General features: G+C 53.1%; 11 protein-coding genes and 1 other annotated feature. Of the genes, 2 read left to right on the top strand and 9 right to left on the bottom strand.

The genetic code is table 11. The features are described from left to right. Positions 1-63 precede the first annotated feature (63 nt). The 3 genes from IB196_RS00055 to ibpA form a co-directional block, all read right to left on the bottom strand. Complete coding sequence (locus IB196_RS00055; RefSeq protein ID WP_040231506.1) at positions 64-1,725, bottom strand: putative transporter; 1,662 nt, start codon at positions 1,723-1,725, stop codon at positions 64-66. Between the two features lie 124 nt (positions 1,726-1,849). Further along, positions 1,850-2,278, bottom strand: a complete 429-nt coding sequence (gene ibpB, locus IB196_RS00050; protein ID WP_005121488.1) for a small heat shock chaperone IbpB — start codon at positions 2,276-2,278, stop codon at positions 1,850-1,852. Between the two features lie 94 nt (positions 2,279-2,372). Next, positions 2,373-2,786: a small heat shock chaperone IbpA gene (ibpA, locus tag IB196_RS00045; RefSeq protein WP_040231504.1), complete on the bottom strand. Its 414-nt coding sequence runs from the start codon at positions 2,784-2,786 to the stop codon at positions 2,373-2,375. Then, positions 2,780-2,852, bottom strand: a sequence feature (ROSE (Repression Of Heat Shock gene Expression) occurs in the 5'-region of heat shock genes and acts as an RNA thermometer to modulate expression.). (Overlaps the previous gene by 7 nt.) A 239-nt stretch (positions 2,853-3,091) precedes the next feature. Between ibpA and IB196_RS00040 the strand changes: the two genes are divergently transcribed. Next, positions 3,092-3,424 carry a YceK/YidQ family lipoprotein gene (locus IB196_RS00040; protein WP_005121486.1) on the top strand — a complete coding sequence of 111 codons (333 nt, stop codon included), beginning with the start codon at positions 3,092-3,094 and terminating at the stop codon, positions 3,422-3,424. Between the two features lies 1 nt (position 3,425). Here the strand turns inward: IB196_RS00040 and IB196_RS00035 are convergent, their stop codons facing one another. Continuing rightward, on the bottom strand, positions 3,426-4,652 hold the full coding sequence (locus tag IB196_RS00035; RefSeq protein ID WP_188231943.1) for a DUF3748 domain-containing protein: 1,227 nt from the start codon (positions 4,650-4,652) through the stop codon (positions 3,426-3,428). 99 nt (positions 4,653-4,751) lie between these two features. Here IB196_RS00035 and cbrA point away from each other — a divergent pair, with 99 nt between their 5' ends. Further along, positions 4,752-5,867, top strand: a complete 1,116-nt coding sequence (cbrA, locus tag IB196_RS00030; protein ID WP_188231942.1) for a colicin M resistance lipid reductase CbrA — start codon at positions 4,752-4,754, stop codon at positions 5,865-5,867. 4 nt (positions 5,868-5,871) lie between these two features. Here cbrA and yidA read toward each other — a convergent pair whose 3' ends face one another. The 5 genes from yidA to dnaA all read right to left on the bottom strand — a co-directional run bounded on the left by yidA (position 5,872) and on the right by dnaA (position 12,922). After that, entirely contained in the window at positions 5,872-6,684 is an 813-nt protein-coding gene (gene yidA / locus IB196_RS00025; RefSeq protein ID WP_005121481.1) for a sugar-phosphatase, read from the bottom strand. Between the two features lie 213 nt (positions 6,685-6,897). Then, positions 6,898-9,312: a DNA topoisomerase (ATP-hydrolyzing) subunit B gene (gene gyrB / locus IB196_RS00020; RefSeq protein ID WP_005121480.1), complete on the bottom strand. Its 2,415-nt coding sequence runs from the start codon at positions 9,310-9,312 to the stop codon at positions 6,898-6,900. Between the two features lie 28 nt (positions 9,313-9,340). Next, positions 9,341-10,414 (bottom strand): DNA replication/repair protein RecF, encoded by a 1,074-nt coding sequence (gene recF / locus IB196_RS00015; RefSeq protein ID WP_188231941.1) that lies wholly within the window; start codon positions 10,412-10,414, stop codon positions 9,341-9,343. Next, a complete protein-coding gene (dnaN, locus tag IB196_RS00010) occupies positions 10,414-11,514 on the bottom strand; it encodes a DNA polymerase III subunit beta (protein ID WP_003023863.1) in 1,101 nt (366 codons plus the stop codon). The genes recF and dnaN overlap by 1 nt, the downstream gene beginning before the upstream one ends. Positions 11,515-11,518: 4 nt before the next feature. After that, the gene (gene dnaA / locus IB196_RS00005; protein ID WP_005121475.1) at positions 11,519-12,922 is read right to left on the bottom strand and encodes a chromosomal replication initiator protein DnaA; all 1,404 of its coding nucleotides are present in this window, start codon (positions 12,920-12,922) and stop codon (positions 11,519-11,521) included.

The raw sequence follows: 12,922 nt of genomic DNA, 5'->3' as shown, positions 1-12,922 counted from the left end.
ATGTAGGCCTGATAAGCGCAGCGCATCAGGCATTCCTGGATATGCTGACTGGGTAGGTCAGTTTTAACCTAATCCCCAGAAAATCACCGCCAGCAGTTGTGGGGTAATAATGCGCAGAAACATGACCAGCGGATAAACGGTGGCGTAGGAGAGCGCAGCCGCCCCGCTGGTGGCATGCAGGTTGTTAGCAAACGCCAGCGCAGGAGGATCGGTCATCGACCCAGCCAGCATGCCGCACAGCGTCAGATAGTTCATCCTGGCAAAGATACGTGCCAGCAAACCGACAGTAATCAGCGGAATGGCGGTAATGAAAATACCGTAGCCCACCCAGCTCAGACCGTCGCCCTGCGTTAGCGTATTCACAAAATCGCCGCCGGATTTCAGACCAACCACCGCGAGAAAGAGCACAATACCCAGCTCACGCAACGCCAGGTTCGCGCTGGGAGGCATAAACCAGTACAGCTTACCGATGCTGCCAATACGCCCCAAAATCAGCGCCATAATCAGTGGTCCACCGGCCAACCCCAGTTTTAATGCCACCGGGAAACCGGGGATAAACAGCGGGATTGACCCCAGCAGAACACCTAGTCCGATACCGATAAATACCGGCAGCATCTGCACCTGCTGCAGTTTTTGCTGCGCGTTACCCACAACATTGGCAACGGCATCAATCGACGAAGGACGCCCTACCAGATTGAGGATGTCCCCGAATTGCAGGCTGGCGTCGCTGCTGGCGACCAGCTCAACGCCCGCGCGGTTCAGACGGGAAATAACCACGTCGTAACGTTCTTTAAAGTGCAGGTCACGGATCCGCTTGCCAAGCACCTGTTCGTTGGTCACAACGACACGTTCAACGCGCAAATCCGTGCCCCGCGTTGACAGTGAAGTGTCTACTTCCTGCCCAATCACCACCTTCGCATTATGCAGATCGCCAGGCTGTCCGACCAGGTGGAGCAGATCGCCCATCTGGATAATCGTCCCCGGCGACGGCACCATTAACGTTTCATCTCGCTTCAGGCGTGAACAGATGATTTTGTCGCTGTTCAGAATGGGGACATCCTGAATCGCCATATTATTGAGGTTCGGGTTTTCAACACGAATGTTCATCGTCTGAATCAGCGTATGACCGTTGGTCAGCGTTGATTCATGCTGCTGAGCTTCGGACTCAACGTTCACGCGGAAAATGAGGCGCATCAGCCACATCGTGAGCAAAATACCGCAAATACCGAAAGGATAAGCCATGGCATAGCTCATCCCCATCTGATCGACCACATCCCCCGGCGTACCCAGATCGCGCAGAATTTGCTGTCCGGCACCCAGTGCGGGCGTATTGGTGACCGCGCCGGAGAAGATCCCCAGCACCACGGGCAGCGGAATAGCGAAGATCTTATGCAGAAGCGCGGTGACCAGCCCCCCGATAATCACGATCAGCACTGCAAACAGGTTCAGACGCAGTCCCGAAACACGCAGTGAGGCAAAGAAACCCGGCCCTACCTGGATGCCGATGGTATAGACGAAGAGTATCAGGCCAAATTCCTGAATAAAATGCAGCATATCGCCGCTCAGGGTCATCCCTGCCTGATCGACAAAGTGTCCGACGATGATACCGCCGAACAGCACGCCTCCGATGCCAAAACCAACGCCCCGTACTTTAATGTTGCCGATCCATAACCCGACAACCGCCACCAATGCCAGAACGCTGACCGTCAATGCTATATCACTCATTCTTCTGTTCCCTGTGAATAACATCATTAAGTAAATGGATTCTCGCAGAGTACAAGCGCAATGTATGGGGGGTAAAGCACAAAAAAGCCCCGTCATTTCTGGCGGGGCAAAGGCCTGGAGCTATTTAGCTATTTAATGCGGGACGTTCGCTGATGGCGATACGTTGTGGAGCAATGGTTTCAGGCTCATTACGGGTTAAATCAATATGCAGCAAGCCATTGGTGAAGCTTGCGCCGGAGACTTCCATATTTTCAGCCAGCGTAAAGCTCAGACTGAATGATTGAGTGACCAGCCCCTGATGCAACCATTTGGTCTCTTTTTCCGGCTGCTGCGGCGTACCTTTTACGGTCAGACGCGTGCCTTCCAGTTGAATATCCAAATCTTCCTGACGGAAACCGGCTAACGCAAGGGTAATGCGGTAGTGGTTATCATCGCTCTTTTCGATGTTATAGGGTGGGAAGCTTTGGCTTTCACCGGCGTTTTGTAATGCATTGGCCAGTTTGTCAAAACCGATCCATTGACGCAGCAGTGGGGATAAATCGTAGTTACGCATAATATTCTCCTTCTAAGAAGCGAGTAAGTACCTTTCGGCTCCCTGACGGCAAGCCTGTGCTTAGCAGGGCCGCGCAAGCGGCCCGACAGATAAATTAGTTGATTTCGATGCGGCGCGGTTTGTTCGCTTCAGGAATCACGCGCTCAAGCTCGATATACAGCAGACCGTTTACCAGGTTTGCGCCGCGAACGTGGATGTTCTCCGCTAACTGGAACTTGCGTTCGAAGTTGCGTTCGGCAATGCCCTGGTACAGGTAAGTACGTTCTTTTTGTTCGTCCGCATGCGCGCCTTTCACCACCAGCAAATTATCCTGGGCGGTAATTTCCAGCTCGCTTTCAGCAAAGCCCGCAACGGCAATCGCAATGCGGTAGTGGTTTTCGTCTACCAGCTCAACGTTGTACGGAGGGTAGCCACCATTGCTTTGGCCCTGGTTGTTTTCCAACAGGTTAAACAGACGATCAAATCCAATAGCAGAACGGTATAGCGGGGATAAATCAAAGTTACGCATAATCAATAGCTCCTGAAATCAGCGAGAATGTTGGACCTTCCATCTTGGACAGGTCAGGTAGCCAGGACACCCATCAGGCATGCCCTTCATTTGTCTACACCCTAAAAATGGGTCTTAATACAAACTTTTCAAGCGTACTCCTCTGACTTTTTTTGCAGTTTGTTGTCTATTGCATACACTGGGGGGAGCAGTCGTTATCGTTAAATCGCGATTGCCGCCACAGTGCGACAAGATGGTGATGTTATTTTCGCAACGGATCGCTTTAACTCACCCTGCAAACACGATGATTAGCAGATGAAATAATGATGATAAAAAAAATGGTGTTAACACTGATGATGTGCAGCGGGATGGTTTTTATCAGCGGCTGCTCCAGCGTGATGTCACATACCGGAGGGAAAGAAGGTACCTATCCAGGCACCCGTGCCAGCGCCACAATGATTGGCGATAGCGATACGAACTGGGGAACAAAGTCGTTGGCTATTCTGGATATGCCTTTTACTGCGGTTCTGGATACGGTACTGCTCCCGTGGGATCTCTTTCGCAAAGATAACTCGGTTCGATCTCGCGTAGAAAAGAGCGAGGAGAGAACGCAAGCCACCAACGCCGTTATCCCCCCGGCTCAAATGCCTGCGCCTTAAGTTAACGTCCGGTTTCTGTCACCCATAGCTGGCGGAAACCGTCGACGTCTTCCATCCATGCAACCTGTCGGCCATCAGGAGAGAAGACAATCGCATCTGCTGAAGGTGGGTTGCCATGGCTGGTCGTTAAAAACTCAATCTCTCCCGTCTGCGCATCGCAGCAGGCAATTCGGTTTTCCAGCACAAATCCCAACCATCGACCCGACGGATGCCAGTTGAATGCCGACTGAATATCCGTGGCGCTCCGGGTTAGTTGACGCAGCTTCCCCCCTAGCACGGTAATGAGCCATAACTGCACGATACCGTTGTCATCACGCATCAGAAACGCAATTTCGTCTGCCTGTGGATTGCTGCGTACCCAGTGGCGTGGTTGATTCACCAGCCCCGGGAAGGCGCGATCGTGAGTAAACGTCAGGCGGCGCTGAACGATGCCGGCTGGTGGCGCAGGCATTGTTGATTCCGTTCCCTCCAGAGGTGCCTCGCCAGGCTGTTTCCAGCCGCTTTCATGGCGTGGCAAATCAACGATAAACAGTTCCGGTACTTTTTCGCCACTGACAGACAACGTATCGCCGATAAAGGCCAGCGTATGATTTCCTACCCAACCCTCTTCATAAGCACGGTTAATCTCATCGCTGCCCGGTTTGGGTTTCGGCGTTGTCTGACTGACCAGCACACACCAGTGGCTACCGCTGTACTCACGCGGGTGATCAGCTGACACAGTCACTGAGCCATAGGGAACAGCCACACCAACGTTACGTAAATCCAGTGCCGGAGAACGCTCATGCAGCACATGGTCGTTGTAGGTGAAGCTAACAAACTCACCGTTCGGACTAAAGACATGCACATGACTACCGCCACGCAGCGCGCCTGGGGTATACGGAGCGGTAATATCCATCGCATCCAGATTCGCCACTGCGGTCTGGTCCGCAATCACACCACGGCGATGATGGAAGTCGTAATGCCATGATTCATCTGGATTTTCAGGGCCGTGAATAAACACATATTTTTCAGACTTTGGATGAACGGTCACCACGCCGACGTGTGCCTCCTGCGTCGCGCGATAAATCACCGCCACCTCGCCGGTGTGAATATTGACGCGTTCAATCGTCTCACCGGTAAACGATGCACCGGAAGGACGCACATCAAAAACCAGCCACTGGCTGTCCGGTGTCCAGGTATTGATATTGGTAAGCTGATGATTACGCGGCGTAAAGGTGATTTGCTTCATGGAATGCCCTGATACAAGACGATTTCAGCAATCATACTTCACAAGCACTTCACTTTCAGGCTTTAGCGTATCGCCATCTTCATTTTTGCGGACAGAAAGATGGAACATTTTGACGTGGCGATTATCGGATTAGGTCCGGCAGGCGCAGCGCTGGCGCGGCAGTTGAGCGGAAAAATGCGCGTGATCACGTTGGATAAAAAACGTCAGTGCGGCAACGAAGGTTTCACGAAACCCTGTGGCGGTCTGCTGGCCCCGGATGCCCAGCGTTCGTTTATCCGCGATGGGATAACCTTACCCGTTGATGTCATCGCCAATCCGCAGATTTTTAGCGTTAAAACGGTTGATGTTGCAGCCTCTTTGACGCGTAACTATCAGCGAAGTTACATAAACATCAACCGCCATGCGTTTGATTTATGGCTTAAATCGCTCATTCCCGACGATGTACAGGTGTATCACGACAGCTTGTGTCGAAAAATCTGGCGCGAGGGCGATAAATGGCATGTTATTTTCCGCGCCGACGGTTGGGAGCAGCAGATCACCGCGCGTTATCTGGTCGGGGCCGACGGTGCGAATTCACTGGTGCGCCGTCATCTCTACCCCCAGCATCAAATTCGTAAATATGTCGCTATTCAACAATGGTTTGCAGAAAAGCATCCTGTGCCGTTCTATTCCTGTATTTTTGATAACGACGCAACTGACTGTTATTCATGGAGTATCAGCAAAGATGGCTATTTTATCTTTGGTGGCGCCTACCCCATGAAGGACGGACAGGCACGCTTTGACGCGCTGAAGGAGAAGCTGAAAGCGTTCCATTTCCAGTTCGGTAAACCGGTGAAAAGTGAAAAATGTACGGTGCTGTTCCCCTCACGCTGGAAAGACTTTGTCTGCGGAGAGGACAACGCATTTTTGATTGGTGAAGCGGCCGGTTTTATTAGCGCCAGTTCGCTGGAAGGGATTAGCTATGCGCTGGACAGCGCGGAGATCCTCAAATCAGTACTGCTACGGGATGCGCCAGATATGAATCTCGCTTACCGCAAAGCTACCCGTAAAATACGTCTCAAACTGTATGGCAAAATCCTTAAAAGCCGGGCGCTCACATCAGCATTTTCGCGTAAATGGATAATGCGCAGCGGCGTGGCACATATTCCACAGGTTGAAGAAACCATTATTGACGATAAAAACACCGGGCAAATGCAGCAAAGCATTTGCCCATAACATCTTATTGCAGCGCAAACTTCTCAATGGCGTACGCGACGCCATCTTCAAGGTTGGATTTGGTCACGAAGTTGGCGATTTCTTTGACTGATGGAATAGCGTTGTCCATGGCAACGCCCACGCCCGCGTATTCAATCATCGCGATGTCGTTTTCCTGATCGCCAATCGCCATCACCTCTTCGGCTTTAATTCCTAACGCATCGGCCAGCGATTTTACGCCAGTGCCTTTATTGACGCGTTTATCGAGAATTTCGAGGAAGTACGGCGCACTTTTCAGCACGGTGTACTTCTCTTTGACTTCTGCTGGGATGCGCGAGATGGCTTTATCGAGGATCTCCGGCTCGTCAATCATCATCACTTTCAGGAACTGGGTTTCTGGATCCATTTTCTCGGCTTCACAGAACACCAGCGGAATGGTCGCGACAAACGATTCATGCACCGTGTAGTAGCTGATATCACGATTGGCGGTGTACAGCGTATTGCGATCGAGGGCGTGGAAATGCGATCCAACTTCCCGGGAGAGCTGCTCCAGATAGCGATAATCGTCATAGCTTAACGCGGTTTGCGCCACGGTACTGCCATCCCCGGCTTTCTGCACCAGCGCCCCGTTATAGGTAATACAGTAGTCACCGGGCTGTTCCATGTGCAGTTCTTTCAAATAGCTGTGGACGCCGGCATAGGGGCGCCCCGTGGTCAGCACCACATTTACGCCACGCGCGCGTGCCGCGGCAATCGCCGTTTTGACCGCAGGTGAAATGGTGTGATCGGGCAGCAGAAGTGTGCCATCCATGTCGATAGCAATAAGTTTGATAGCCATGAGTTCCCCGGAATAAATGAGTCCATCCTCATGCTAACGCGATTCCGCTCAAAAAACAGCTACGAAAAGGGGGATGGGAAGGGGAATCGGGATCCCCCTTTTGACAATCGATGGTAGGCCGGATAAGGCCTGAGCCGCCATCCGGCAAACGCAGACGAACTGCCTGATGGCGCTGCGCTTATCAGGCCTACAGGAGCAGGCCTGAGGTACATGTTAGATATCGATGTTCGCCGCTTTCAGGGCGTTCTCTTCGATAAACGCGCGACGTGGTTCAACGGCATCGCCCATCAGCGTGGTGAACAACTGGTCGGCGGCAATCGCATCCTTCACGGTAACGCGCAGCATGCGACGGCTTTCCGGATCCATAGTAGTTTCCCACAGCTGTTCCGGGTTCATCTCGCCCAGACCTTTATAACGCTGAATCGCAAGGCCACGACGGGACTCTTTCACCAGCCAGTCCAGCGCCTGCTCGAAGCTGGCAACCGGCTGACGACGCTCGCCACGTTCGATAAACGCATCGTCTTCGATCAAGCCACGTAGTTTCTCACCCAGCGTGCAGATACGACGGTATTCGCCGCCGGTCACAAACTCGTGGTCCAGCGGATAGTCGGTATCAACGCCGTGGGTACGCACGCGGATCACCGGTTCGAACAGGTTCAGTTCAGCGTCTTTACGCACAAAACTGTTCCAGGTGCTGCCATGCATTTCTTTTTCATTCAGCACGTTGACCAGCTGAGAAACCCAGGCAGTGACTTTCGCTTCATCAGCGAGATCGGCTTCAGCCAGCGTCGGCTGATAAACAAGTTCTTTCAACAACGCTTTCGGGAAACGACGTTCCATACGGCCAATCATTTTCTGCGTCGCGTTGTATTCAGAAACCAGTTTTTCCAGCGCCTCACCCGCCAGCGCCGGGGCGTGGGCATTGGTGTGCAGCGTGGCACCATCAAGGGCGATAGAGATCTGGTACTGATCCATCGCTTCATCGTCTTTGATGTACTGTTCCTGCTTGCCTTTCTTCACTTTGTACAGCGGTGGTTGCGCAATATACACGTGACCGCGTTCCACGATTTCCGGCATCTGACGATAGAAGAAGGTCAACAGCAACGTACGGATGTGCGAGCCATCGACGTCCGCATCGGTCATGATGATGATGCTGTGATAGCGCAGTTTGTCCGGGTTGTACTCGTCACGACCGATGCCACAGCCCAGCGCGGTGATCAGCGTCGCCACTTCCTGAGAAGAGAGCATCTTGTCGAAGCGCGCCTTCTCAACGTTAAGAATTTTACCCTTCAGCGGCAGAATCGCCTGGTTCTTACGGTTACGTCCCTGCTTCGCAGAGCCGCCCGCTGAGTCCCCTTCCACCAGGTACAGTTCAGAGTGAGCCGGGTCGCGTTCCTGACAGTCCGCCAGTTTGCCCGGCAGACCCGCTAAGTCCAGCGCACCTTTACGGCGGGTCATTTCACGCGCGCGACGTGCCGCTTCGCGGGCACGTGCCGCATCAATAATTTTACCGACGACGATTTTCGCGTCAGACGGGTTTTCCAGCAGGTATTCACTCAGCAGTTCGTTCATCTGCTGTTCTACCGCCGATTTCACCTCAGAAGAGACCAGCTTGTCTTTGGTCTGGGAGGAGAATTTCGGATCCGGTACCTTCACGGATACAACGGCAATCAGGCCTTCACGGGCATCATCACCGGTGGCGCTGACTTTGGCTTTTTTGCTGTAGCCTTCTTTGTCCATGTAGGCGTTCAGGGTACGGGTCATCGCCGCACGGAAGCCTGCAAGGTGAGTACCGCCGTCACGCTGCGGAATGTTGTTGGTGAAGCAGTAGATGTTTTCCTGGAAACCATCGTTCCACTGCAGCGCAACTTCCACGCCGATACCGTCTTTTTCGGTGGAGAAGTAGAAGATATTCGGGTGGATCGGCGTTTTGTTTTTGTTGAGGTATTCAACAAACGCCTTGATGCCGCCTTCGTAGTGGAAATGGTCTTCTTTGCCGTCGCGCTTATCGCGCAGACGGATAGACACACCGGAGTTCAGGAATGACAGCTCGCGTAGACGCTTCGCCAGAATGTCGTATTCGAACTCAACGACGTTGGTAAAGGTTTCGTGGCTTGGCCAGAAACGTACCTGAGTCCCCGTCATTTCTGTTTCGCCAGTTACCGCCAGCGGCGCCTGCGGCACACCGTGCACGTAAGTTTGCTGATGCACTTTGCCTTCACGACGAATCACCAACTCCAGTTTCTGCGACAGGGCGTTAACGACGGAAACACCTACGCCGTGCAGACCACCGGAAACTTTATAGGAGTTATCATCAAATTTACCGCCTGCGTGCAGAACGGTCATGATAACCTCCGCCGCCGAAACGCCCTCTTCCGGGTGAATACCGGTTGGGATACCACGGCCATCATCGGTAACGGACACGGAGTTATCAGCGTGAATCGTTACCACGATATCTTTACAGTGACCCGCGAGCGCTTCGTCGATAGCGTTATCTACCACCTCGAATACCATGTGGTGCAGACCAGTGCCGTCATCCGTGTCGCCGATATACATACCCGGGCGCTTACGCACCGCATCCAGTCCTTTCAGGACTTTGATACTGGAGGAGTCATAAGAATTCGACATCAACGTTTCTCGCTCATTTTATCTTGGGTTAATCCGTTATTTTACCCTTTTCCACGGTAAACATCTTCGAATTTTCATCGGACATGTCCATAACGTGTTCAGCGCTGATTGCGCTGACAAAGACCTGAGATTGCGTGGCTTTTAAGCGGCTGGCCAGCAGCCCACGACGCGCATCATCCAGTTCAGAGGCAAAATCATCTATCAGGTACAGGCAGCGCCGTCCGCTTTCGCGGGTCAGGAACTCCCCTTGCGCCAGACGTAAGGCGCACATCAGCAGCTTTAGCTGCCCACGCGACAACGTGTCTTCCACCGGCGCACCGTCGGCGCGAATGCGGAAATCCGCCTTATGCGGGCCGTGCGCGGTGTAGGTCAACATGCGATCGCGTTCAAAACTGCGTTCCAGCACTTCGGCGTAATCTGTCTCTTTCTCCCAGCCGCGCTGGAAAGAGAAGGAGAGAGAAAACTCGGGAAGAAACTGCTGGCAGGTATCCGCCATATCCTGCGCGATACCGGCGCTGTACTCCGCGCGCCAGGTGCTGATTTGTTCCGCCAGTGGGATCAGTTCTTTATCCCACGGGCGCAGTTGCTCATAACGACTCACCTGGCGCAGCGCTGCATTGCGCTGCTTGAGCAGGCGCTTCAGGTTGCTCCAGGCGGTGAAAAATCCGGCTTCATTGTGAAAGCATCCCCAGTCAAGAAATGCTCTTCTGTATTTGGGGCCGCCATTGAGTAAAGTAAACCCTTCAGGCGTTATCAGCTGCATCGGCATCAGGTGCGCCAGTTCCGCAACCTTGTGCCCGTCGGTGCCGTCAATGCGCACTTTGCTGTCGCCCAGTTTGTCTTTCGTCAGACCAATCGACGTCTCACGCTCATCACCCTGCAAACGACCGTGTAAAACAAACGATCCCTGTTCGTGGCGAATCACACGGCCAATCTGCAAACTGCGAAACGCCCGACCATGGCCGAGCGTATAGATGGCTTCCAGCACGCTGGTTTTGCCGCTGCCGTTCGCGCCAACCAGAAAGTTAAAGCCGGGAGATAAAGCGAGATCCGCATTTTCGATATTGCGAAAATCGCGGATCAACAGGCGGGTCAGCGACATTACAGTCTCATTGGCATAACAACGTAAGCCGCGCTCTGGCTGGCTGCATCTTCAATTTGTACGCTGGAGACGGAATCGGTCAGCAGAATACGCACGTTTTCGCACTTCAGCGCGTTCAGAACGTCCAGTACGTAGCTAACGTTAAAGCCGATTTCCAGTTCTGTACCAGGATAGGAGACATCCAGAATTTCTTCGGCTTCTTCCTGCTCCGGGTTATTAGCGGTGATTTTGAGCTGGTTTTCACTGACATACAGACGCACGCCGCGGAATTTCTCGTTAGAGAGGATCGCCGCACGAGCAAACGCCTGCTTGAGGATATCGCAACCGGCTTCCAGATGTTTGTCCGGATTCTTCGGCAATACGCGGCGATAATCCGGGAAACGACCGTCAACCAGCTTGGAGGTAAAGATGAAATCACCCACGTGCGCACGAATGTTGTTGCTGCCAATCTGCACGCGCAGCGGGTTATCGCCGCCGTCGAGCATACGCATCAGTTCAATCACACCTTTACGCGGTACGATCACCGAATGGCTAGGCAACGGCTGACCGACAGGCATTGAACAGACCGCCAGGCGGTGACCGTCGGTCGCCACGGTACGCAACTCTTCCCCTTCGGTTTCAAACAGCATGCCGTTTAAGTAGTAACGCACGTCCTGATGCGCCATCGAAAACTGCGTGGCTTCAATCAGGCGCTTCATTGTCGCCTGTGGCAGGGTGAATTCGACTTCGCTCTGCCAGTCGTCCAGATTCGGGAAGTCGGCGGCAGGCAGCGTAGACAGCGAGAAACGGCTGCGGCCAGAACGCACCAGCATACGGTCGCCTTCCAGTTGAACGGCAATTTCCGCCCCTTCTGGTAATCCACGGCAAATATCGAAGAATTTACGCGCCGGAACGGTGGTCGCACCAGGTTCATGAGGCTGGATCAGCGCCACGCGCGCCACCATCTCCATTTCGAGATCGGTACCGGTAAGCGAAAGGGTGCCGTCAGCAACCTGCAGCAGCAAGTTTCCGAGGATCGGCAGTGTAGGACGTCCACCCAGCGGGCCGCTGACCTGCTGAAGCGGTTTTAATAAATGTTCACGTTCAACGGTAAATTTCATAGCGTCACGAAGATAATGTTCTGATTAAATTGGAGAAATCTTCTTTAATATCATGGCTTTCTTCACGCAACTGCTCAATCTTACGGCAGGCATGAAGCACGGTAGTATGGTCACGCCCACCAAACGCGTCGCCAATTTCCGGCAGACTGTGGTTAGTGAGCTCTTTTGCCAGCGCCATCGCCATCTGACGCGGACGTGCTACCGAACGAGATCGACGCTTAGAAAGCAGATCCGCAATTTTGATTTTGTAATACTCTGCCACCGTCTTTTGAATATTGTCGATGGTGACCAGCTTTTCCTGCAAAGCCAGCAGATCGCGCAGCGCTTCACGCACGAAATCGATAGTAATCGCCCGGCCAGTAAAGTTAGCGTTGGCGATCACGCGGTTCAGTGCGCCTTCCAGTTCACGCACGTTAGAGCGTAGACGCTTGGCGATAAAGAACGCCACTTCACCCGGCAGACGAATGTCATTTTCGTCAGCCTTTTTCATCAGGATCGCGACGCGTGTTTCCAGCTCAGGCGGTTCGATCGCGACAGTCAGTCCCCAGCCGAAGCGGGATTTCAGACGATCTTCAACGCCGTTGATCTCCTTCGGATAGCGATCCGATGTCAGGATGATCTGCTGATTACCCTCCAACAAGGCGTTGAAGGTGTGGAAAAACTCTTCCTGCGATCGTTCTTTATTCGCGAAGAATTGGATATCGTCAATCAGCAGCGCGTCAACGGAACGGTAGTAGCGTTTAAACTCTTCGATCGCATTGTTTTGCAGGGCTTTAACCATGTCCTGCACAAAACGCTCGGAGTGCATATACACCACTTTGGCATTCGGCTTTCGCGCCATAATGCCGTTACCGACAGCGTGCAGCAGGTGGGTTTTACCCAGGCCTGTACCGCCATAAAGGAATAACGGATTGTAGGCGCCGCCAGGATTGTCCGCCACCTGACGTGCCGCCGCGCGCGCCAGTTGGTTAGATTTACCTTCAACGAAGTTATCAAACGTGTGTTTGACGTTGACGTTAGAACGATAGGTAGGTTCTGCCGGAGCCGGGACGTTATCCCAGCCGGGGCGCGCCGCCGGAGCGACGCGTTGCGGTTGAACTTGTTGAGCCACATGCGCAGGCGTAACGATGTTATTCACCGGCGTCTTCAGCGTTTGCGTGACAGGTTTAGTGCCGACTTCAAAACGCAGCTGTGGGGCATCCGCTCCGCAGAAATTATTCAGCAATCCATTAATATTATTGAGGTATTTATCCCTTACCCAATCGAGCACGAAACGGTTTGGCGCATACAAAGCCAGCGTGTTATCGCTCAGTTCCGCCTGCAACGGGCGTATCCACATACTGAATTCTGTGGCTGGTAACTCATCCTGCAATCGGGCAAGACACTGCTGCCAAAGCGAAAGTGACAC

Source organism: Citrobacter sp. C6_1 (genome assembly GCF_014596835.2).
GTDB classification, from domain to species: Bacteria; Pseudomonadota; Gammaproteobacteria; order Enterobacterales; family Enterobacteriaceae; genus Citrobacter; species Citrobacter pasteurii.
Note: the sequence above shows the minus strand (reverse complement) of the source record. Positions and strands in the feature narration are given on the sequence as shown.

Coding starts and splice junctions, on each gene's coding strand:
- IB196_RS00055 (WP_040231506.1), bottom strand. CDS start 1,725: ATGAGTGATATAGCATTGACGGTCAGCGTTCTGGCATTGGTGGCGGTT.
- ibpB (WP_005121488.1), bottom strand. CDS start 2,278: ATGCGTAACTACGATTTATCCCCACTGCTGCGTCAATGGATCGGTTTT.
- ibpA (WP_040231504.1), bottom strand. CDS start 2,786: ATGCGTAACTTTGATTTATCCCCGCTATACCGTTCTGCTATTGGATTT.
- IB196_RS00040 (WP_005121486.1), top strand. CDS start 3,092: ATGATAAAAAAAATGGTGTTAACACTGATGATGTGCAGCGGGATGGTT.
- IB196_RS00035 (WP_188231943.1), bottom strand. CDS start 4,652: ATGAAGCAAATCACCTTTACGCCGCGTAATCATCAGCTTACCAATATC.
- cbrA (WP_188231942.1), top strand. CDS start 4,752: ATGGAACATTTTGACGTGGCGATTATCGGATTAGGTCCGGCAGGCGCA.
- yidA (WP_005121481.1), bottom strand. CDS start 6,684: ATGGCTATCAAACTTATTGCTATCGACATGGATGGCACACTTCTGCTG.
- gyrB (WP_005121480.1), bottom strand. CDS start 9,312: ATGTCGAATTCTTATGACTCCTCCAGTATCAAAGTCCTGAAAGGACTG.
- recF (WP_188231941.1), bottom strand. CDS start 10,414: ATGTCGCTGACCCGCCTGTTGATCCGCGATTTTCGCAATATCGAAAAT.
- dnaN (WP_003023863.1), bottom strand. CDS start 11,514: ATGAAATTTACCGTTGAACGTGAACATTTATTAAAACCGCTTCAGCAG.